We start from the raw sequence: 21,795 nt of genomic DNA, 5'->3' as shown, positions 1-21,795 counted from the left end.
CGCCTTGAGTAGCAACGGGAGTCCTGTTGTCTGGTCGGTTGAACTCCTGGAACTAGGCAAGGGGCACGGTTTTGGGGGCAACTCACCAAGGTCCGGTCGTGGATTACTTTGCAATAAGTAGCCGGCCACTAGGACCTGTCCCGAAATAGGATGGTCGCCATGAAACGACTCTCGCCTCGCTCAAGGCTCTACGTTGCTTGTTCATTGCTGATAGCGCTTAACGGTATGGCCCAGGCTGCCCAATCAGAAAAGCCCAATATCCTGTTCATCGTTTCCGATGACACCGGCTACGGTGATCTGGGCCCGTATGGTGGCGGTGTCGGCCGTGGCATGCCGACACCCAGCATCGACCAACTGGCCGCTGAAGGTACAACCTTTTACTCGTTCTACGCACAACCAAGTTGCACACCCGGTCGCGCTGCCATGCAAACCGGGCGTATCCCGAATCGCAGCGGCATGACCACCGTGGCGTTCCAGGGCCAGGGCGGCGGTTTGCCAGCCGCGGAATGGACGCTGGCCTCAGTGCTCAAGACCGGCGGTTACGAGACCTACTTCACTGGCAAGTGGCATCTGGGTGAAGCCGACTATGCACTGCCCAATGCCCAGGGTTATGACGTGATGAAGTACGTTGGCCTCTATCACCTCAATGCCTACACCTACGCAGACCCCACCTGGTTCCCCGACATGGACCCGGAAACCCGTGCGATGTTTACCCAGGTCACCAAGGGGGCACTCTCGGGCAAGGCCGGGGAGAAGGCGGTCGAAGAATTCAAGATCAATGGCCAGTATGTCGATACGCCCGTTGTCGACGGCAAACCTGGCGTGGTCGGGGTTCCTTTCTTCGACAGCTATGTCGAAAAGGCCGCGCTGGAGTTCCTCGACACCGCCGCCAAATCCGACAAGCCGTTCTTCATCAACGTCAACTTCATGAAGGTGCACCAACCGAACATGCCGGCACCGGAGTTCGTGCACAAGTCGATATCCAAGTCCAAGTACGCCGACTCGGTGGTCGAACTGGATACGCGAATCGGTCATATCATGGACAAGCTCAAGGCGCTGGGCCTGGATAAGAACACACTGGTGGTCTACACCACCGACAACGGCGCCTGGCAGGACGTTTACCCGGATGCCGGCTACACGCCTTTCCGTGGCACCAAGGGCACCGTGCGCGAGGGCGGTAACCGGGTCCCGGCGATCATGGCCTGGCCCGGAAAGATCAAGCCGAACGCCAAGAACCACGACATTCTCGGCGGCCTTGATTTGATGGCGACATTCGCCTCGGTGGCCGGTATCAAGTTGCCGGAGAAGGATCGCGAAGGTCAGCCGATCCTCTTCGACAGCTACGACATGACCCCCGTAATCACCGGCACGGGTCCCGACCCACGAAAAGAGTGGTTCTACTTCACCGAAAACGAGTTGTCGCCGGGGGCGGCCCGTGTTGGCAACTACAAGGCCGTGTTCAACCTGCGCGGTGACGATGGTGCCCAGACCGGTGGTTTGGCCGTGGATGCGAACCTGGGCTGGAAAGGCGCGACAAAGTACGTAGCGACCGTGCCGCAGGTTTTTGACTTGCTGCAAGATCCACAGGAACGCTATGACATTTTCATGAGCAACTTTACTGAACATACCTGGACGATGGTGCCGATCAGTCAGGCAATCAACAAGCTCATGCAGACCTACATCAAATACCCGCCCCGCAAGATGCAAAGCATGACCTATGACGGGCCGATCGAATTGTCCAAGTATCAGAAGTTCCAGTCGGTACGGGAGGATTTGCAGAAAGAGGGCGTAACCATTCCGATGCCTCAATAGGTGTGCCACAGCGGTCTCTTGAAGTCGCTGCAACCCCATCTGGCGTGCCGGGATGCCTGAGGCGAGGGCCAACCCTCGCCTCAGGCGCTCGGTGGTCAGCCGAGCATTTCCCGCAGCCGATACCAGAGCATGCCCAGGGCCAACAGTGGCGAGCGCAGGGCGCGTCCGCCGGGGAAGGTCATGTGCGGTACGGCACAGAACACGTCGAAGCCTTTGCTGTGGCCGGCATGGATCGCTTCGCCCAATAGCCTGGCGCACCAGTGAGTGACGTTCAGGCCATGGCCGGAGTAACCCTGGGCGTAGTACACGTTCGGGTGCTGGCTCAAGCGCCCGACCTGCGGGAAGCGGTTGGCCGAGATGCCGATCATGCCGCCCCACTGAAAGTCGATGCGCGCACTGGCCAGTTGCGGGAACACCTTGAGCATCTGCGGGCGCATGTAGGCAGCGATGTCCGAAGGATCGCGCCCGGAGTAATGACAGGCACCGCCGAACAACAAACGCCGATCCGCCGAGAGCCGGTAGTAATCCAGGCCGACTTTCTGGTCACACAAAGCGACGTTGTGAGGGATCAGTTGCCTGGCGGCGTATTCTGACAGGGGTTCGGTGGCGATGATATAGCTGCCCGCAGGGAGCACTTTGCCACTGAGCCTTGGTTCAAGCTCTTCCAGATGGGCATTGCAAGCCAGCACCAACGTGCCTGCCCGTACAGTGCCACCGCCGCAGCGCACTTGCACGGTGCTGCCGTGGATCAACTCCAGTACCGGGCTCTGCTCGAAGATCCGCACGCCAAGGGACTCGGCGACTTGCGCTTCGCCGAGTGCCAGGTTCAGCGGATGCAGGTGGCCCGAGCCCATGTCGACCAGGCCGCCGGCGTAAACGCCGGAGTTCACCACGTGCTCGCGGATCTGGCCAGGTTCGATCAAGCGGGTTTCATGGGCGTAGCCGGACTCAAGCAGTTCGGCGTGCTCGGCCTTCAACCCGGCAAAGTGAGCCGGGGTGTTGGCCAGTTCGCAGAAGCCCCAGCGCAGGTCGCAATCAATGCCGTGCTCGCCGATGCGATTGGCCACCACTTGCACCGACTCGACTCCGGCATGTTCCAGGTACTGCACCCCTTCGGCGCCCACATGCCGGGCAAAGCCGCTGACGTCATGACCAATGCCGCGAATCAACTGGCCGCCGTTGCGCCCGCTGGCGCCCCAGCCAATCCGCCGGGCCTCCAGCAGGACCACCGAGAGCCCGCGCTGGGCCAGTTCGATGGCGGTGTTGATGCCGGTGAAACCCGCGCCGACCACGCAGACATCGGCCACAAGGTCCGAGGCCAGCGCTGGACGCTGCTTCATGCCCTTGGCGGACGCCGCGTAATAGGAGAGGGCGTGTTCCTTGGTGTACTGATTCATTTGTTGGACTTCACTTTGCTCCACGAGCGGGTCATCAGACGCATGATCGACTGCGGCGGCGTGGTGGAGATGTAGAGTTTGTCGAGGACTGCCTGGGACGGATAAACCTCGGGATTGCTGACCAGCTCAGGGTCCATGTACTGCTTGGCGGCCGGGTTCGGGTTGGCATAACCGACCGACGCGCTGACCTTGGCGATCACTTGCGGGTCCAGCAGGTAGTCGATGAAGGCGTGGGCTTGTTTCGGATTGCTGGCGTCGGCGGGGATGGCCAGCAGGTCGAACCACAGGTTGGCGCCCTCCTTGGGAATGGCGTAGGCGATGTTCACGCCATTCTTGGCTTCCTTGGCGCGGTTGGCGGCCTGGAACACGTCACCCGAGTAACCGAACGCCACGCAGATGTCGCCGTTGGCCAGGTCAGAGACGTATTTGGAAGAGTGGAAGTAAGTGATGTAGGGGCGGATCTGCAGCAGCTTGGCTTCAGCCTTTTTGAAATCCTCGGGGGTTTCGCTGCGCGGGTCCATGCCCATGTAATTGAGGATCGCCGGGAACACTTCGTCCGCCGAGTCCATCATCGACACGCCGCAGGCGCTCAGCTTCTTGATGTTTTCCGGTTCGAACAGCACGGCCCAGGAATCGATGTGATCGATGCCCAGCACCTGCTTGACCTTGTCGACGTTATAACCGATGCCGTTGGTACCCCACAGGTACGGCACCGAGTGCGCGTTGGCCGGATCGTTTTTCTCCAGCAGCGTCAGCAGCTTCGGGTCGAGATTCTTGAAATTCGGCAGTTGCTCGCGGTCCAGTTTGAGAAACGCACCGGCCTTGACCTGGCGGGCGAGGAAGTGGTTCGACGGTACCACCACGTCATACCCGGTACGGCCGGCAAGCAGTTTGCCTTCCAGGGTTTCGTTGGAATCGAAGACGTCGTAGATCACCTTGATCCCGGTTTTGGCCTGGAAGTCGGCGAGGGTGGTTTCGCCGATGTAGTCGGTCCAGTTGTAGTTTTCTAGACACCCACCCTCCGATGTCAAAACCCACAAGGTTTTAACTGCTCTTGCTCTTGCCGCTGCTTCGCTCTGAGTCAAAGCCCAAAAGGTTTTGATGCTTTTGATTGGAGGAGCAAAGCTCAGTGCGGTTTGAAGGGGAGTGAACCTGAACATATCTCAATCCTGACCGAATGGCTCAGAGCTGCCCGAGCCTAGCTGTCGCCGCTTATATCCTCAGCAATCGATTGTGCATTGCCAGGTTGAGACCAGAACCGTATCCAGCTTCTTCACGGCTCCAGCACCCAGGTAGGCTGATTGATCTTGAGTTGTCGTCTGGAGATGGGCATCCCAAGCTCCAACGAATCCTGCTCATCCAGAGGCGCCTGGAGGGCTTCCCTGCCTGATCGAAGCCAGCCATTTGCAGGTCGGAGAGATTGCGCATCTCAGCCCTTTATTTCGTTTGCCTGCGCACCCGGATAGCCCAGTCGTCACGATATCCCGCACCGTGTGAGTTACCTTAACTCGTAGCTTCCGGGTGAACAGGCATGAGCTTGTCAACAGCGACACCCCACGCCCATCCATATGCTGCGGGCTGGTCACTTTCACGCTAGATGCATCGCACCATAATGGTGCAGTAATCTTGTCGGAAACTGGATAGATCGGCGGGTGATGCACGGCGCAAGATGTACCTTAGCGTGAGGTTGGGAAATGACATCTCCTAGGTGCATTACAAAAAAACGACAGTTGAGGTATGTATGAACGCCCCCTTCGATCAGTTCTTTTTTTGGCTGAAAGATCATCACTTCAATGAATTGGAATGTGTCGTTAGCGACTTGACGGGTATCGCCCGCGTCAAGATTGCCCCAACCGCGAATTTTCTTAACGAGGGCGGTATGCGTCTGCCAGAGAGCGCGCTGCCTCAGATCGTCACCGGCGACATTGATTACGACGTTTACTACAGCCTCCTCGATCCTGCTGACACCGACATGATCTGCAATTCTGATTCCTCGGCTGTATGTCAGATTCCTTGGTCGATCGAACCGGCCGCTACTGTTATTTACGACAAATTCGATAAGCAGGGAAGCCCAGTTGCGCTTAGGTACGCAATTTGTTGACGGCTATATCGAATTCAAGCCTGGCGAACACAAATTATAAGAGAGTCATTAGCGCTAAGGGCGCGAATTCTTGCTGCTCTGCGTCTGAGAAATAAAAGCTGCTGAAAAGATAAAAAACTAAAAAGGGGTTGTTATGCGTAGATTCAGCTTTCTGATTTCATCCACGCTTGCGTTAGCATTCAGTGCCGGTGTACAGGCCAAACCTTCTGTGAGTATCTATAACTGGACTGACTATATCGGCGGAACGACACTTGCAGATTTCCAAGCCGCTACTGGTATTAAGCCTGTATACGATGTCTTTGACTCCAACGAAACGCTTGAGGGCAAACTGCTGGCTGGGCGCACAGGGTATGACGTTGTGGTTCCGTCTAATCATTTCTTGGCACGCCAGGCTCAAGCAGGCGCGTTTCTTGAGTTGGATAGAGGAAAAATTCCTAACTGGAAACACATTGATCCGAAGCTGTTAGCGCGGCTTGAGGAGAACGATCCAGGTAACAAATACGCCGTTCCTTATCTATGGGGTACCAACGGGATCGGCTACAATGTCGAAAAAGTAAAAGCCGTTTTGGGTGTGGATAAGATCGACTCATGGGCCGTAATTTTTGAGCCGAAAAACCTTGAGAAGCTTAAGCAATGCGGCGTAGCTTTCATGGATTCGCCAGATGAATTGTTTCCTGCGGTACTCAATTATTTAGGCATGAGTCCACGCAGCGAAAATGCAGCAGACTACGCGAAGGCTGAGGCGCGCTTGCTGGAGCTGCGCCCTAGCGTGACTTACTTCCATTCCTCTAAGTACATCTCCGACCTGGCTAACGGTAATATTTGCGTCGCATTCGGGTACTCTGGCGATGTCTTCCAAGCTGCTGCGAGGGCAAAGGAAGCAAAAAATGGTGTGAAGATTGCCTACTCAATTCCAAAGGAAGGGGCGAACATTTGGTTTGATTTGCTCGCAATTCCTAGGGATTCTACTAATGCTGATCAGGCCTACACTTTCATTAACTACCTGATGGATCCGCAAGTTATTTCGAAAGTTAGCGATGATGTTGGGTACGCCAACGGAAACATTGATGCCAAGCAGTACATGGACAAGTCTGTAGCTGACAATGAAGAGATCTATCCACCTCAGACCGTCCTCGACAAGCTTTATATCTCTTCCACTCCAAGCCCAAAAATCATGCGCGTCATGACTCGTTCGTGGACAAAAATCAAGTCTAATCGGTAGGCAGCAATATGTTTGAAAATAACGAACACGCACCATCGTACTATGCTGCCAGCGCGCGAAAGCAAGCCCGCTATCCGATATTGGATGGTAACCATTCGGTCAATGTCTGTGTAATCGGAGGCGGCTTAACGGGAGTGAACGCTGCTCTTGAGCTAGCTGAGCGTGGCCTTTCTGTCATCTTGATAGAGGGCAGACAAATTGGATGGGGGGCGAGCGGTCGAAACGGGGGGCAGCTGATTCGGGGTATCGGCCACGATGTTTCCGGATTCTCCCGCTACGTCGGGGAGGAGGGGGTTCGATACCTCAAGCACGCTGGGGTTGATTCTGTAGCGCTTGTGGCCGAGCGAATCAAAAAATACTCTATTGAATGTGATCTACGATGGGGCTTTTGCGACCTCGCCAATACCAAAGCACAGTTCGAAGCCTTCGAGGCTGAGCGTGAGGACTTACTGGCGCTCGGGTACACCCATGAAACTCGCATCGTCCCCCCGCATCTTATGCGCGATGAGGTAGTCGCGAGTGATATATACGCCGGTGGATTAGTGGATATGGGGTCGGGTCATCTTCATCCGCTAGATCTCGTCCAGGCCGAGGCGTGCGCTGCTAGTAGCCTTGGGGCTAGAATTTTTGAGCACAGCCCGGTGTTGAAGATTGAGCATGGGAGCACCATTACCATCAAGACCTCCCGGGGCCAGGTGAAGGCCAACTCACTTGTCTTGGGCTGTAATGCTCATCTCGACGAGCTTGAGCCGCAGCTAAGTGGGAAGGTGCTTCCAGCTGGTAGCTACGTGATCGCAACCGAACCTTTAGGCGGAAAGATGGCGCGAAGCCTCATTCCACAAAATATGTCGATGTGCGATCAAAAGGTTGGCTTGGACTACTACCGCCTGACTGCAGACAACCGTTTACTGTTCGGAGGGGCTTGTCATTACACTGGTCGCGATCCAAAAGATATCAAGAGCTATATGCGTCCAAAAATGTTGAAGGTCTTCCCGCAGTTGGAGCGTGTGCGTCTGGATTATGACTGGGGCGGCATGATTGGAATTACGTCAAATCGTTTTCCTCAGGTGGGTAGTCTCAAAAAACATCCTAATGTTTTTTATGCTCAGGGGTACTCTGGGCATGGGTTGAACGTGACGCATTGGACGGCCAAATTGCTTGCCGAAGTAATTTCAAATGACACTACAAAGGGTTTTGATATCTTCAGGGCTGTTCCGCATACCACCTTTCCAGGAGGGAAGGCTCTACGCTCGCCTTTGCTAGCGTTAGGTATGCTCTGGCACAGGCTCCGTGAGGTGATTAGCTAGAATAAACGGGTTGATGTGCTAGCTCTGGTTCAAGTTACGTCATGATTGATATGAGAGTGCCATGGCACTTTCAGCGTGATGATTACTAGGGATTTATTTTAATAAGTGTTTTAGTCTTGCAAGCCGAAATTGTTGCACAAGGGCGGTGAGGTGGTGCACTGTTGCTGAACGCACATCGTTTGCCTCCATCCGCAAGTTGATCGCCTCTAAGACGGAAGCGATCCGCAACCTAGTGACACCACCACTCTCCATTGCTTTCCTGTCTCGTAAATGTTTTTGTTCGGAGGTTTAATAAAATTATATCTAGCTATGTGTAATTAGAAGCGCAGTGATGTACGATCCCACTATTTGCTATCAAGGAAACCCTGTAGTAAATGGTGCGCTTAGACTTCCATAAATTATGCAGGCCTAAAATCCAATCTTTCGATTCCTGAAAGTCTAGGCTCTGCTCCCAACTTAATCGTTAAGGTTGTTCAGGTTCATCTAATCTTGATCCTTAAATCCGCCCTTTGGAGATAGAGGTGCTTAGAATTAACAGAAGTAGCAACGACAACCTCCTAAGCTAATTTGATAGTAAAGTCACATGCCGGGAGAATTTCACAGTAGCACAAGGTTTAAGATAAAATGGATGTGCACTAGAACTGCTAGTCGTCGAATTTGTCTTTATCAGAAAAGTCAAATGCTGACTGGCCATCATTCATTTCCGGCTCAGCCTGCTGGCTACTTGCGATGTCCTCCATGATCTGATTCCATTCCTCTCTGAATAGGAAGTGATCTAGGCTAATGTCCTTAATTCCTAGGTTTTCCGCTGCAAGGATACTTTGAGCGTATTCGCGAAGCTTACGGCCCTCTGTGAAGGGCTGAATATCCTGCTCGCACAGGATGCGTAACTCCCAGCTATCACAGATGACATTGGTCGCGATGCACCTCCAGAACTCCTCAAATTGCCCAGTGATTTGACAGAATGAAGGATCCACTAGAAGTGTCAGCAGGCCTTTTGAGTGATGAATCAATTGGACGGGAGCCAGCACGTCGCACGCTATGGCTTCTTCAATGACGTTGAATAGCCGCGTATCTGTGCCGTCAGATTCCCAAAGCACGGCAAAAGTCTGAATGCCCACGCTCAAGCGATAATGTGCGTTGGCATCCATGTGTTGATGGGTAGAGTAAATCGAGCACACCAAACGTCCGTCTTTGCGATCAAGCAGGTCATGCTCTGCAAAAAAGAATCGTGAGCACCGAGCAATCTGGGGTTCTCTGCGCTGCAGGGTGACCGATTCTATCTGTGACATGATTGATGCTCGCGAGTAGATGTTTTGTGCGAGGATAATAGGTCGCCCCATATTTGCAAGCGCTGCCCAAGCGTATCCTTAGGCAAGATAAGTAGGTGCGAAAGGGTCGAGTGAAAAACTTGATGTAGGGTGTGGGGTTACCAATTTTTTACTATTTAAGCGTATATTGATAGTTGTAAACGGATCGGACGAGTGGTTGTTGCAAGGTGTCAGCATCACTTGGGCGTCCGCTGTGCAGGGGGCAAGCGCTCAGTCAGTTTTAGTGATCTATAGACGGACTTCCAGGAAAGGACTAAAGACCCTGTCTCGGAGTAAGTCGTCATCCGTTTTCTGGTCATATCTCCGATTTTCCTAGCACTGCCAATGAAGGTGTAAGCATTGTAAATTTGGCAAGCCTTTAGCATAGTCGTGAGCTCTGGTAAAGCACATCAAAAAGTTCAACATGGCTCCTGTAAAAATATAGAATTTGTATTTGTTTCGGAATGCGGAATAATATGAATGGGATTGCGCTATGCCTGGTTTTAAAGTTGTCATCAAGGTTTTTATGGGCTTCCAACTTAATGGTCAGTCGATACTCTTGGGTATCCTATTTTCGATTCACCAGTCATACATCTAGTGATCCGAGCGGTTAATCAATTAACTTATTCTTGATCACACTCAGCTTTGCTTTATGCGCCGAACTGATGATGGCCTCAGCCGTTTTGTTCCATTTAAAGGGTTTGGCTGAGTGCTCGTTATGAGCTTCGATAAATTGACGGACAGCCTTTTTCAAATCGGCCACGCTGGTGAAGGCGCCCCCGTACAGGGCTCGCCACTCCAGTTGAGCGAAGCAGCCCTCCACGGCGTTCAGCCAAGATCCGCTGGTCGGGGTGAAGTGCAATTTGAAGCGTGGATGCTTTTCCAGCCTTGCTTGATGGCGGCAGTTTTGTGGGTTGAGCTGTTATCCAGAATTACATGCAAATCCAGTCCGGTTGGAGTGTTGCGATCGATTTGTTGTAGAAAGGCCAGAAACTCCTCGGCGCGATGGCGCTGAGTAATCCGCCCGATGACTTGGCCGGTCATTATGTCGAATGCCGCGTACAAGCTCGCTGTTCCATGGCGTTTATAGTCGTGCGTGCGGCGTTCGATCTGACCTGGGCGCAGTGGCAACATCGGTTGAGTTCGATCCAAAGCCTGGATCTGAGTTTTCTCGTCAACCGACAGCACCAGCGCGTTATCCGGCGGGTTCCGATAGAGCCCAACCACGTCGACCACCTTGTTGGCGAAATGGGGATCATTGCTGATCTTGAAGGTGTTCAGGCGATGGGGTTTGAGGTCGGAAGCCGCCCAGAGCTGTCGAACCTGCCACGTGGTGACCCGAGCATATTTGGCCATCAAGCGAACGCTCCAGTGAGTGGCCTCTTTGGGGACGCGCTGGGTCGTCAGCGTGAGAATTTCGTTGATTTTTTCCGGCCCAAGGGGCTGACCGCTGCGTGGCAGATCTTTCAGCACTTCAATTCCAGCTCCCAGATAGCGCTTTCGCCACTTGAATACCGTCGGTCGTGTGACCTGCAACTGGTCGCTGACGGCCTTGGGTGTCATTCCATCAGCCAACAGAAGCAGGATGCGAGCCCGCTCAACAAGGGTCTGTCCCAGCGTACTCATCCTCATCCAACCTTGCAGGGTAATGAGATCAGAAGGCGATAAAGCGAAGGGAGAAGCCGGCCGAGGCATGCGTATAACCGACCCATGACATTGGGCGCATAGCATATCGCCGCCTGTAGGAAAATGAATTAACCGCTCAGGCCACTAGCGCGCCTAAATCGGCTTGCCTGGAGTAGGGAAGGGAGGCCGCGTAGGAGTAACTGTGGGAATGCCGCTCTTGGCTCACACCAAGAAGATTTTCACGAAGACGCTTAACGGCGCCACCAAGCGTCAGTTTCCCCTGGGCGACCTCATCGGCCACTGCTTGAATGTAGGCCTTACGCTCTTCTAGGGTCATCTCTTTCATATCATCCCCATTCCTTCAGGCGAGTATCCAGATTGTTGAGCGGAATGCTCTTCGCGTTGCGAACGCTAGGCGTCTTGCCAGGTGCCATCAGCGAACACTTGGACGGTGAGTTCTTTGGTCAAAATAAAACCAGTTAACAGCGCATTATGATGCACTAATACATGCTGAATGAGGGATGACAGCGCATTAAAATGCGCTGATCGAGTGCGCATCATCTTCTCCGCGCTTTTTCAAAATCCAACGAAAAGCCCCGGCACTGATGACTGGGGTTTTCAACACCTCAAGCGAACGGCTTTTGCGAGACTGGTTTTATGCTTGAGTCAGGAAATACCTATGCGTTGCAGCGGCTGTCGATTCGTGTCCTTAAGCAGCTAGCCAGGCTCTTCTAGCTCTTCTAATGCTCCATTTCGTCTCTCGTTGCGACCTGCGACGAAAGGATGCGCCTAACCAAGCTATGCCTATGAATTTCAACCTGTGTGACGTGCGCCGATGGCTACCACAATCGACGTGTTTGTCTGGAGCAAAGCGTAGGGCAGGGCAGCTGACGAAATACTTAAGCAAGCCTAAGCCTAGGGAGCACGATTAACTCTGACGATGCCAATGACGCCTAACCGTAGATTCGGCCATGCCAAGTATTCGTGCAATTTCAGCTTGCGAATGACCTTCTTCTTTCAGTGCTTGGACTGACTCACGCGCTTGCGCCGCTGCAGCAACGCGAGGGTGCGGCTTTTCCTCCGATACCAGTGGAATGGCAACCTTGAGTAGCGAGATTGACTGAAGATCTTTTTTGGCAAGCTCGAGGACTTCGCTAGCCGTCAGATCATCCTGCGCCGCACACACGAGAGTCATCAGCGCGACAGGGTGCAGATTGAGTGCGCTACTTAGCTCGATGATGGCTTCGAGGCTGGGCGAGGTTTTTCCATTTTCGATTTGGCTCACGTGCGACTGGGTGACGTTTCCACTCAATGCATGCTGGGTGAGGCCTCGCTTTGTCCTTAAGGTCTTCAGCGCTGCGGCGAATGCTATGCGCACAGACATTTTTCCGTTCCGTTAAAACAGAGTTGTATGCCCGGTTTGCTATCCGCCATTCAAATCTATATATTAATAAATGTGGCGGTTATGGTTCGGTGTGCCCAATTGCATGGCTAGCGAAATCCACGCCTATCCCGTGTCCTCCCTATCAATTTAGCTGTAAATCGAGATCAGGCCGTTGATCAAGCTTCATGTGCTTTCAGATCTGCACAACGAATTTTCTCCGTTCGATCCTGTGCCCGGGGACTACGACTTGGTCGTGCTGGCGGGTGATATTGATGTCAAAGCGAGAGGGGTGAGGTGGGCTAATGAGGTCTTTGCGCGCCCGGTGATCTACATATGCGGTAACCACGAATTTTATGGTGGGCACATCGATTACACGCTGCGAAAAATGAAGGAGCAAGCTCTGCAGCACGTCCATGTTTTAGAGAACGAAACCTTTGTTGGGAATCAAACACGGTTTCTTTGCGCAACCGGCTGGACTGATTTTTCGTCCAGCGGGAACGTCGTTGCCGCCACCCAAACCGCATGGGATTGGATGAATGATTTTCGAGTCATTCGGACTGGAGAAAACTATCGCCGGCTGCGCCCGGCTGATGTCGTCAGTCGAAACTATGCGTCATTAGCCTGGTTGACCAAGGAGCTTGATGAGCCCTTCGATGGCAAAACCGTCGTCTTGACGCATCACGCGCCCGTTCCTGAAGTTATGGGTGACAAACATGATGGGCATTTGAGTGCTGCTTACTCAAATAGCTGGCAAGAACTTCTGGGTAAAGCGGATCTTTGGATCTTCGGGCATACCCACCGGGCAGTTGACGTGACGCTGGGGCGATGCCGATTGATCTCCAATCCTAGAGGTTATCCAGGTGAGCAGACGAGCTTCGATCCCGGGCTCGTTGTCAGCATTTCTTGAATGGGCTCTGTTGGATGCTGACAGAGAGTGGCTTCGTTCAGCGGCGAGTTTGGTGAGCGTCGACTTACGTTCATGCCCGTGCAGAAATTGGGCTTATCGGTGCTTGATTTAGGAGAGTGGAGAGACTGAGTGATGCATGAAGAAAACAATGTAGTCCATGCCTCGACTATGCCGACGCATCTGAAAGGCGCGATGCGGGATGACTGAGCAAAGCCATGCCATTCCGAAAGCGGTCGCGGTTGCTATGGGAGAGGATTTCGGTATGCCCATCACGGCGTTTTTGTTCTCTGCCGTCGACAGCCCTCCAATACTGATGGGGACGGTCTATGGCGATACAACGGGGCGTTTTCGCGAAGGCGCAAGCATACGGACGTCCAGGATTATGAACGTGCTCTTCGTCAATGGTTATTCCTTGTTTCAAACCGTGGCAGGTAGTCGGTACCTGGTGGTTAGTTGGGCTCCTGGCGGAAGCAATATTTACATGAACCGGATTTATCACTGAGCGATCCGCAAATGCGGATACGCGGTAAAAACTTCCGGGTTATCCAGGTGACGACGGGATCAAGAAAATGATTCTTAGCTTGGTGATCGCGGAGGAGAGCAGGTTAGCGGAATGACGAGAATGAGTGTTACAGACGACGAGTTGCTGGGAGATTTACTGTATGGGCCAGCACACCCCCTAGGGGGCTCAAAACTTGGCGATGATGCGTTGGTCGAGCTAGCCGCTGATACCTTTAAAGACAAACCGTTCTGCGTCGTCCGACACTGGCTGGTTTTGGATGTCATGCTTCCGGAATCTATTGAGCAGGCAATCAAAGCAGAGGGCCTTGATGCGAGTGTCTTGTATGCCCAAGCGGCAGTGTTCGACAGCCAGAACAGACATTCGCCTGGTGACAGCATCCTGAGCGGTTACCAAAGTGACTTCGACGGCTGCATTTTTGAAAGCAAAACCACGATTTTCATCTTGGCCGGCCGAGGCGCGCGCAAACACGTGAGCTTGCCCGCTGTTCAGATACTCGCACTGCAGAGCACTAAAATCCTTTGACTGACGATCTGTTTCCGACCTTGCGTGATCGCTATCCGGAATTCTTTTCCAATGCGCCGCTTCGCGAAATTGCGTGTTTGCCAGGGTGGTTGGATCTAATAGATGAGCTGTGTGGCACGCTGAAAACCTATCTAAAAGCTCACCCTGAAGTGCCTCAAGTGCGGGCGCGTCAGGTGAAGGAAAAATTCGGGGGGTTGCGGTTTTATTACTCAGGTGGTGATGCGACGTGCCGTGAGTTGGTCGCTCGCGCAGAAGAAAGGTCGTTGTCGATCTGCGAGGTCTGTGGCCGGGCCGGGATGCTAGGAGGGGAGGACTGGCTCCGCGTACGATGCCTCGATCATGTTAATGGGTCACCCTCAGGTGACTGCGCATGAACACGCGGACAACTCCCTGCTGTACCCATGAGTACCGACATTTGGGTCATTGTGAATAGGCCTTCTCCAGGCATTGAACTTCACGATGTCGTTCGGCGGCGTATGCCTTTTTCCTCATTCCAATCTCAAGTCGGGATGTTGGGTATGGATGAAGGGATGCTGGGTAAGCGCATGGGGATTTCATCCGAAATCTTGTCGAACGCTACGACTGTAGGTTTTTCTATGTGCGAGAGCAGGCGACTGTATGGATTGATTGTGGCTCTACAGGCGTCCTGCGAACTGTTCGAAGGCGATGTCCAGGGAGCCAAGGCGTTCTTACGCTCGCCACTGCGCTGTTTTAACTCGAAGACTCCTTTGGAAATGCTCATTACGGAGGAGGGGTCGAGCGCCGTGATTGATCTAATCGGTCGACTTGAGCACGGAATCCCCACGTGAATGGTTTCCTTTTTTCGGGGGAAGGAACACGGCATTGGAAGGGGGGAACCCTTGAAAGAAGATAGTGTGGTAGTCCAGATGCTGGATTTCTTGACGGCTGACATTTTGCACCGGCCCGAACGGTTGCAGCCGTTGAGCTGGGAGTTGATCCCCGCATCACCTCGCTCGTCGGTGATGTAGACGTTGATCTGAACGCACCGCTCGTACTCGATGACGAATGATGCATACGAGCCTTTGGTCTTCGCCAAACTAGAGCTAGCTGGCTCGTAGTGAAGTCGAGGTCGCAATGCAACTGGGCGCTCCAACCATCGCTTACAAGACTAAGCTTTAGTCAATTCCCGTGCCCACCGTCGCCCTTGTCTGCAAACAGCGTGTCTTGATGACCCATTAGGAAATTGACATGGGATCTGATGCCCACCATTTGTCCACAATTGAAGTAATCATGGCACAGCGACTCGATACTGATCAGCGCTTCAACGGGTGTCTTGATAGAAATATACCCAATTAAAACGGCTTTGCCTGGATCCGATGGGTGAGTGTTCAAATGATAAATCTTGTAGAAATCTTCATGTTCCTCATCATCGCAGAGCTCAACTTCCCAGTGGGTATCTTTGCCCAGCTCCTCATTGTATTGCTTGATATATTCTGCTGATTTGTAATTCATGATCATCTCCTTTTTTGTTATGAGATAATTGTAAAATTGGAGCAAGCAGGGTTGCAACTATCTTGTTCGTGGTTTTTTAGTAAATGTTGGCCGGCCGTGAAGAGCGAACAGTGCTAATTGCCCTTTTGACAATGTCAAGAAGTGGGGCGTACTAGAACTAATAAGAATGCAGTATTTTCAAACTATGGGCGGGAAACGTAGTAGTGTCTCACTGGTGTCCTCACACAAATGAAGAAGGCACCTGATTTTTCTTCATGAGCGCGGTAACTCTTTCTCAGTCAAAGCCTACGAGGGCATTGATGGACGTTCTCTCGTTGAATCTGCACCGAGCTGTAATTCAACTTTGTGGTTAGGCGCAGAACGCTAAAGCACGCAGGCGTGTAGCTAGGGTTGATTGGCCCACTCGACTTCACGTATCCGAAGTCGGATTGATGGATGCTCAGGCGAGCGGTTTGAACGGGCCTAATGAGACGTTTCCAGACTTATCTGATGGCCATGAGGCTTTCCCACGCAAGCCGGTGGCTAGCGCGCCTAAGTCGGCTTGCTTGGAGAAGGGAAGGGAGGCCGCGTTGTAGTAGCTGTGGCAATGCCAAAGCCAACCTTGCTTTTCCTGGCCGCTGCTTCGTTGAGTTCTACCGGATTAAGGTGAGTGAGGCTTATCTGAAGGCCGAATTTCTTGAATACAGCTTCCAGGGTCGCGAGAGTCGGATTGCCGCTATCGACCTCCAGCTGCGACAGAGCCCGCTTTGAAATTTTGCTGGCCAGCGCGAACCGCTCTTGGCTCACACCCAGAAGATTTTCACGAAGACGCTTAACGGCGCCACCAAGCGTCAGTTTCCCTTGGGCGACCTCATCGGCCACTGCTTGAATGTAGGCCTTACGCTCTTCTAAGGTCATCTCCTTCATATCCACCCTCATTCCTTCAAGCGAGTATCCAGATTGTTGATAGGATTGCTCTTCGCGTTGGGAACTATAAATATCTTGCCAAGTGCCATCAACGAACACTTGGACGGTACATAACAAATCAAAGCGCAGCGCATTATAATGCACTAATACATGATCAATGATTGGTGGCGGCGCATTAAAATGCGCTGACTGAGTGCACATCGCCTTCTCAGCGCTTTGTAAAAATACAACGAAAAGCCCCGGCACTGATGGCTGGGACACTTCAACACCTCAACCAAACGGCTTGTGCCAGGCTGGGGTTTTGGCTTGAGTCAGAAACTAACTATGCGCCACAGCGGCTGTTCATTCGTGCCTTTAAGCAACTAGCTCGGCTCTTCAAGCTCTTCAAATGTCCAATTTCGCCTATCGTTGCGATCAGCGAAGACAGGACTCGTCTCACGGCGCGATGCCTCCGAATTTCAACCTGTTTGGCGTGTACCGGTAGCTACCACAACCGACGCGTTTGCCTAGCGTAAAGCAATAGGGGCAGAGCATCTGACGAAATACTTAAGCAAGCATAGCCGCCATCGCGAACCAGGAGGATGGTCATGAGAGACGGTGAGCCTCCAGATGCTCCATGTCTCGAATCCAAACCCTCAAAAATCGGCGCCAATCATGCGCATAACTTCCTTCCGAAAAACGTTCGGAGAGTGCATTGGCTGCTTCGAATCTCGTTCGCCAAACTTCAGGTATGTGCTGGTCTAGAACGATCACGAAATGGTGGCCATCGCAGCTTTCGTACGGCGTTTCTGGCACAGAATCTCTCAACTCCTCAATCGTCATAAACTGAGCCGCCCCAAAAGGTTGTTCGAGATCTTGCCGATCGATTTCATCAAGAATGTTCAGGTGAGGTTTTGCGCGTTCATCACCAGGCCGCAAGCCCTCCAGACCCCACAAAGCCGCGCGCCTTGCGCGCTCGCGCTGCCACAGCCCTTTCAAGTCGACCGCCATCAGTGCTTCCTTAATACCTTCAGATTCCGCGCTAACGCTTATCGGCAGGATTGGACTCAAGTTCATCCACCAATTTCCTGGACGACCTAGGCGTTTCCAGCAGCGTACGCAATTGTACGTTGTTGGATGTTTACATCTGAATGCGCTCACTGCTCATTCTTCAAGAAAAACGAATAGGGGGTAGTCGTGAATTACAGTTGGACTGTGTCAAGAAAAATATTTTTCAGAAGGCCCCTTGAAAAATTTTTTCAGCAGCGGATCTTTATATTTGAGAGCAACAAAAAAGCATCGATCTCGGAACCCCACTTACCGCCGATCCTGCTGAGTAAACGGCGTTGGTTTCTGCTTTTTGCAGTGCTTCTGCTCTTGGCCTTTTCTTGTAATTTATCCTGCGGACGCCGAGGTATGACTGCCATATGGGCATAGCAAAATCGCCTCTGTGCGGCGTAAGCCGCTGCTTTCAGGTTTGATTTCAAACAACTAGCGTTTTTTTGAAAAAAATACCCATGCCGGACAACATCTGGATGGGCGCTCCTAGTGGGCGAAGAGGAGGTGTGAGGTGTGAATGCACAGCGAACTCGAATCTAAAGTGTGGCTATCGGTTCAGCAAACATGCGATGCCAAAACGTTTGAAGCATTAATTCTGCGAATCGTGAATAGCTTCAAGAGGCACCCGGGATTTGATCCTCTAGTGCGATTGCATGCTACCGACATTGGCCCGCTTGGTGTTCAGGTACTGCGTGCAGTGCTGCGGCAACGAGGGCTTCATCCTGAATCCAGTATCGATGTTCCTGGTTACCTTGAACTGAGGTCACGACTCAAAGACCACCTACGCTGTCAGCTACAGTGGTATCTGGTGAAGGGTGGGCATGCAACTGAGGAGATCCAAGAAGACCAGCTCCACAGAGATTTGGGGCTGTAAAACGATCTATTATGTGTCCCTACGCTATGCGTTATCAAAATTGAAGGAAATCACCGATGTCTCGTCTGGCTGAATACCGCAAACTTGAACAACAACTGGCCGCCCAGCTGGCGGAGCTTGAGTCGATGAAAACCGATTCTGGCCTGAAGAAGGAAATGGAGTTTGAAAGCAAGCTGCGTGCTCTGCTGGCTGAATACAGATTCAGCCTGAGAGACGTGATCAACCTGCTTGACCCGCAAACTGGCCTCCGTGCATCGGTGAACGAATCGAAAGCGACGTCCCGCAAGTCGCGCCAGGTGAAGGTTTACAAAAATCCAGAATCTGGCGAAGTCGTCGAAACCAAAGGTGGTAACCACAAAACTTTAAAAGAATGGAAAGCGAAGTATGGCTCCGACAAAGTCGAGTCTTGGCTGACCAAGTGATTTTGGTTTGAGTACAATGGCCCTCCGAGGGCCTCCTTGTATCTCATTTGAGAGAGGCGATTGTTCTTCACGGCGTGGTTGGCGTTCGCTTGAACCTGATGGGGAAAGCCTTGCCTGACTTTCGCGATGCTGCTTGGAAAGACTTCTTTGGCCACATCGCTGAACTGGACTGGCATGTCGAGTTGCATCGCCACGTGGAGGATTTGCCGGCACTGATTAATCAATTGATGCCGTTCGGCATCAAGCTGGTTATTGACCATTTCGGCCGCCCAGATGCCAGGTTGGGAGTCGACCAGCCGGGCTTTTCCGAGTTGCTGGAACTGGAGCTGAGTGGGCAGGTATGGATGAAGATTTCCGGTATCTATCGGCTTGCAAGTACGCCGCAACAGAACCTGAAGTTTGCTCGAGTGGCATTACCACTACTGGTACAGAGTTTCGGTCTTCGCCGTTTGGTGTGGGGCAGTGATTGGCCGCATACCCAGCATGAAGAGAGCATTAGCTTCAGTACAGTAGTAGAGCAGCTTGAAGAGTTGGAGTGTCCGACTCAGATTATGCGGTCGTTGCTAGTGGAAGCGCCTAGAGAGTTATTCGGATTTCATCTGGCTGTGAGCTGTTGATTCCAGTCGATAAAGTAAAGGGCTGCCAAGTTCCGCACAATGGCGAAGTCGTCGAAGCCAAAGGCGGCAATCACAAAACGCTGAAGGAATAGAGAGCTGAGTACAGCTCGTCGTTATCCTGCGACTAATCTAACCCTATGGGTTATGGCTCTGCTTAGGTCGACTTCGTATTTGTTTATGAAATCCCCAAAAAATTATAAGGTGTAGGATGGTCTCCAAGCTTTTGAAAGGCCAGCCAGCCATCATTAATTTGTTTTGATATGATTTTGGAGTCGTCAGGGGGTGTAGCAAAGTCTGCAAGGCGTTTGCTTATAAAAATTATTCTGTCCGTTAGATTGCTACATTCCACGAGGCTATTAAACTCCTCTTCAGAGAAATCGGAAACATAGAGCCTTATGGCGTTGAGAAGAATGTCTGTTTTTTTAAGTGAGTGTCCAGGCCTATTGGCGGTGGCGATTGATTTTCCTAAAGCTCCTAAAATCCAACCAATGCCTAGAGCCGGCTTCAGACTTAGCATTTGGTCAGTTGAGGAGTCTCTCAGTTGGCATGATATAAGAGCGAGGTTGTTATTTTTCACTTTGTTTATGTAAAGCATTTTGTCACCATTTTTTGTATGTGGAGTTCGGCTAATATTGAGGAAGCTATTGCTAGCTTAGCAAGAGTTTTTCGTATGAGTAAACATTTTTCAGTGTTTGATTTTTACTTTTTTTTAGAATGCGAATGTTGTCCGGCATCGACCTATCTTTTTTTTGAGTCTGTAGTGTTATTCGGAAGCTCGCCGGAAAATTTATCTAAGATGCCTTATATTTGTTGTAAGGAAATATAATTTTTGGAATTCGCCTTGTCGGTTGGGCATGAGCTTAATGGTGAGTTAACACTTTCGTGCCCATCTTGTCGTGTACTGGAAAGGTATACCTGCACACCACCATTCAGCGTTGTTCAGCACCATCCTAGCGAAGGTCCTCGATCAGGGCCTTTCCAAGAGCCTCCGTAGCCTCCAGTAAACGCTTCTTTTCACTCGCGTAGCTTCCTTGGGTCAAGCGTGTTGATAGCGCGGATGCGGCTTCAAACCTCATCCTTCATGGCTGCGGGATGTGCTGATCAAGTACGATCACGAAAGGCTAGCCATCGCTTCCTTCAAACTTCGTTTCTGGAGCAGCATCGCGCAGCTCGTCGATAGTTATTTCGTAAGCATCCCTGGGGAAACTCCGATCAACTCGCGCTGAGCGTGCTGTTAGTCGAAACGAAAACGACTTTCAGCGTTGCTTAGCGCAGAAAGCCCCGCCCGCACAGCGTCGTCGGGCTTTTCAGCCCCGTTCTCCGCGTTACACGCGCAGCTCGCCCATACCCATCAGCTGTTTTCGAGCCATCCAAAGGTTCGATAGAGCAAACAGGGTGGTCAGTTGTGCAGTATTTTTCATCAGCCCACGAAAGCGCACTTTCACATAACCAAACTGGCGCTTGATCACCCGAAATGGATGTTCGACCTTGGCTCGCGTCTGGGCTTTGCAGTACTCGATTTTGCGTTTGGCCTTGTAGAGCCGACTGCGTTTATTCAGTCGTGAATAAGTGCTACGTCGCGCCGCGATCTGCCAGATCACTTCACGATTTACGTGCTCATCACGCTTCTCGACGCCGGTGTAACCGGCGTCTGCATAGAACGCGTTTTCATCGCCATGCAACAGTTCGGCAACCTGCGTGACATCGGCCACATTCGCGGCTGTGCCGTGGACGTGGTGAACCAGCCCTGACTCCACATCGGCGCCGATATGGGCCTTCATTCCAAAGTAGTATTGTTTACCTTTTTTGGTCTGATGCATCTCAGGATCACGCTTGCCTTTCTCGTTCTTGGTTGAACTGGGAGCATGAATAATTGTCGCATCGACGATGGTGCCCTGGCGCAGGGACAGACCTTTTTCCTGCAAATAACCGTTGATGACAGCCAGGATCGCAGGCGCCAATTTATGCTTCTCCAGCAAGTGCAGGAAGTTCATGATCGTGGTGTCTTCAGGGATCGGCGCGCTTAATGTAAGACGGGCGAACTGACGCATGGGCGTGATTTCATAAAGCGCTTCTTCCATGGCCGGGTCGCTCAGCGAGAACCAGTTTTGCAGCAGATGGATGCGCAACATGGTCTCCAGCGGATACGGTTTACGGCCACCACCCGCCTTCGGGTAATACGGCTCGATCAACCCCAGCAAACCACTCCAGGGCACCACCTGATCCATTTCGGCAAGGAAGCGTTCACGACGGGTTTGCTTGCGCTTGCCGGCGTATTCAAAGTCGGAAAAGCTCATCTGGCTCATGCGTGGCTCGGGTCGGGTGATGAAGCTGTATTTCAGCACATCTGAGGA

At 52.3% G+C, this 21,795-nt stretch carries 18 protein-coding genes and 4 pseudogenes; 11 read left to right on the top strand and 11 right to left on the bottom strand.

Annotation, left to right across the window (positions count from 1 at the left end; translation table 11 throughout):
• Positions 1-159 precede the first annotated feature (159 nt).
• A complete protein-coding gene (locus tag ACEN8E_RS15755) occupies positions 160-1,812 on the top strand; it encodes an arylsulfatase (protein ID WP_495588879.1) in 1,653 nt (550 codons plus the stop codon).
• A gap of 95 nt (positions 1,813-1,907) precedes the next feature.
• On the opposite strand, the gene ACEN8E_RS15750 is transcribed toward ACEN8E_RS15755, so the two are convergent.
• Both ACEN8E_RS15750 and ACEN8E_RS15745 read right to left on the bottom strand, forming a co-directional pair.
• Positions 1,908-3,209, bottom strand: coding sequence for an NAD(P)/FAD-dependent oxidoreductase (locus ACEN8E_RS15750; protein WP_495588878.1), 1,302 nt, complete (start codon positions 3,207-3,209; stop codon positions 1,908-1,910).
• The gene (locus ACEN8E_RS15745; RefSeq protein ID WP_495588877.1) at positions 3,206-4,249 is read right to left on the bottom strand and encodes a polyamine ABC transporter substrate-binding protein; all 1,044 of its coding nucleotides are present in this window, start codon (positions 4,247-4,249) and stop codon (positions 3,206-3,208) included. The genes ACEN8E_RS15750 and ACEN8E_RS15745 overlap by 4 nt, the downstream gene beginning before the upstream one ends.
• Before the next feature lie 701 nt (positions 4,250-4,950).
• Between ACEN8E_RS15745 and ACEN8E_RS15740 the strand changes: the two are divergent.
• From ACEN8E_RS15740 to ACEN8E_RS15730, 3 genes and pseudogenes are all read left to right on the top strand, one after another.
• Positions 4,951-5,292 (top strand): annotated as a pseudogene (locus ACEN8E_RS15740) (glutamine synthetase); the annotation flags it as partial.
• A 151-nt stretch (positions 5,293-5,443) separates the two neighbouring features.
• Positions 5,444-6,532, top strand: coding sequence for a polyamine ABC transporter substrate-binding protein (locus ACEN8E_RS15735; protein ID WP_495588876.1), 1,089 nt, complete (start codon positions 5,444-5,446; stop codon positions 6,530-6,532).
• 8 nt (positions 6,533-6,540) lie between these two features.
• Positions 6,541-7,839, top strand: coding sequence for an NAD(P)/FAD-dependent oxidoreductase (locus ACEN8E_RS15730; protein WP_495588875.1), 1,299 nt, complete (start codon positions 6,541-6,543; stop codon positions 7,837-7,839).
• A 644-nt stretch (positions 7,840-8,483) separates the two neighbouring features.
• On the opposite strand, the gene ACEN8E_RS15725 is transcribed toward ACEN8E_RS15730, so the two are convergent.
• The 4 genes and pseudogenes from ACEN8E_RS15725 to ACEN8E_RS15710 all read right to left on the bottom strand — a co-directional run bounded on the left by ACEN8E_RS15725 (position 8,484) and on the right by ACEN8E_RS15710 (position 12,159).
• Complete coding sequence (locus ACEN8E_RS15725; RefSeq protein WP_495588874.1) at positions 8,484-9,131, bottom strand: hypothetical protein; 648 nt, start codon at positions 9,129-9,131, stop codon at positions 8,484-8,486.
• A gap of 628 nt (positions 9,132-9,759) precedes the next feature.
• Positions 9,760-10,844 (bottom strand): annotated as a pseudogene (locus ACEN8E_RS15720) (IS630 family transposase).
• Positions 10,845-10,911: 67 nt separating this feature from the next.
• Positions 10,912-11,121, bottom strand: coding sequence for a hypothetical protein (locus ACEN8E_RS15715; protein ID WP_495588873.1), 210 nt, complete (start codon positions 11,119-11,121; stop codon positions 10,912-10,914).
• Positions 11,122-11,703: 582 nt separating this feature from the next.
• A complete protein-coding gene (locus tag ACEN8E_RS15710) occupies positions 11,704-12,159 on the bottom strand; it encodes a helix-turn-helix domain-containing protein (RefSeq protein ID WP_495588872.1) in 456 nt (151 codons plus the stop codon).
• A 175-nt stretch (positions 12,160-12,334) separates the two neighbouring features.
• Between ACEN8E_RS15710 and ACEN8E_RS15705 the strand changes: the two genes are divergently transcribed.
• The 4 genes from ACEN8E_RS15705 (at position 12,335) to ACEN8E_RS15690 (ending at position 14,920) form a co-directional block, all read left to right on the top strand.
• On the top strand, positions 12,335-13,066 hold the full coding sequence (locus tag ACEN8E_RS15705; protein ID WP_495593333.1) for a metallophosphoesterase: 732 nt from the start codon (positions 12,335-12,337) through the stop codon (positions 13,064-13,066).
• A gap of 199 nt (positions 13,067-13,265) precedes the next feature.
• Complete coding sequence (locus ACEN8E_RS15700) at positions 13,266-13,568, top strand: hypothetical protein (RefSeq protein WP_495588871.1); 303 nt, start codon at positions 13,266-13,268, stop codon at positions 13,566-13,568.
• A gap of 120 nt (positions 13,569-13,688) precedes the next feature.
• Entirely contained in the window at positions 13,689-14,111 is a 423-nt protein-coding gene (locus ACEN8E_RS15695; RefSeq protein WP_495588870.1) for a DUF6957 family protein, read from the top strand.
• Between the two features lie 401 nt (positions 14,112-14,512).
• Entirely contained in the window at positions 14,513-14,920 is a 408-nt protein-coding gene (locus ACEN8E_RS15690) for an antitoxin Xre/MbcA/ParS toxin-binding domain-containing protein (protein WP_495588869.1), read from the top strand.
• Between the two features lie 331 nt (positions 14,921-15,251).
• Here ACEN8E_RS15690 and ACEN8E_RS15685 read toward each other — a convergent pair whose 3' ends face one another.
• From ACEN8E_RS15685 to ACEN8E_RS15675, 3 genes are all read right to left on the bottom strand, one after another.
• Positions 15,252-15,584: a hypothetical protein gene (locus tag ACEN8E_RS15685; protein WP_495588868.1), complete on the bottom strand. Its 333-nt coding sequence runs from the start codon at positions 15,582-15,584 to the stop codon at positions 15,252-15,254.
• Between the two features lie 531 nt (positions 15,585-16,115).
• Positions 16,116-16,751 (bottom strand): helix-turn-helix domain-containing protein, encoded by a 636-nt coding sequence (locus tag ACEN8E_RS15680; protein ID WP_495588867.1) that lies wholly within the window; start codon positions 16,749-16,751, stop codon positions 16,116-16,118.
• A gap of 324 nt (positions 16,752-17,075) precedes the next feature.
• On the bottom strand, positions 17,076-17,546 hold the full coding sequence (locus ACEN8E_RS15675; protein ID WP_495588866.1) for a hypothetical protein: 471 nt from the start codon (positions 17,544-17,546) through the stop codon (positions 17,076-17,078).
• Positions 17,547-18,458: 912 nt separating this feature from the next.
• Here ACEN8E_RS15675 and ACEN8E_RS15670 point away from each other — a divergent pair.
• From ACEN8E_RS15670 to ACEN8E_RS15660, 3 genes and pseudogenes are all read left to right on the top strand, one after another.
• Positions 18,459-18,824, top strand: coding sequence for a histone-like nucleoid-structuring protein, MvaT/MvaU family (locus ACEN8E_RS15670; RefSeq protein ID WP_495588865.1), 366 nt, complete (start codon positions 18,459-18,461; stop codon positions 18,822-18,824).
• A gap of 56 nt (positions 18,825-18,880) precedes the next feature.
• A pseudogene (locus tag ACEN8E_RS15665) lies at positions 18,881-19,441 on the top strand (amidohydrolase family protein); the annotation flags it as partial.
• An 11-nt stretch (positions 19,442-19,452) separates the two neighbouring features.
• A pseudogene (locus ACEN8E_RS15660) lies at positions 19,453-19,533 on the top strand (hypothetical protein); the annotation flags it as partial.
• Between the two features lie 83 nt (positions 19,534-19,616).
• Here the strand turns inward: ACEN8E_RS15660 and ACEN8E_RS15655 are convergent.
• Both ACEN8E_RS15655 and ACEN8E_RS15650 read right to left on the bottom strand, forming a co-directional pair.
• Positions 19,617-20,036: a hypothetical protein gene (locus ACEN8E_RS15655; RefSeq protein ID WP_495588864.1), complete on the bottom strand. Its 420-nt coding sequence runs from the start codon at positions 20,034-20,036 to the stop codon at positions 19,617-19,619.
• Between the two features lie 730 nt (positions 20,037-20,766).
• Complete coding sequence (locus tag ACEN8E_RS15650) at positions 20,767-21,747, bottom strand: IS5 family transposase (protein ID WP_495588863.1); 981 nt, start codon at positions 21,745-21,747, stop codon at positions 20,767-20,769.
• Between the last annotated feature and the right edge of the window lie 48 nt (positions 21,748-21,795).

The sequence above is a fragment of the Pseudomonas sp. Pseusp9 genome (assembly GCF_059491265.1).
Note: the sequence above shows the minus strand (reverse complement) of the source record. Positions and strands in the feature narration are given on the sequence as shown.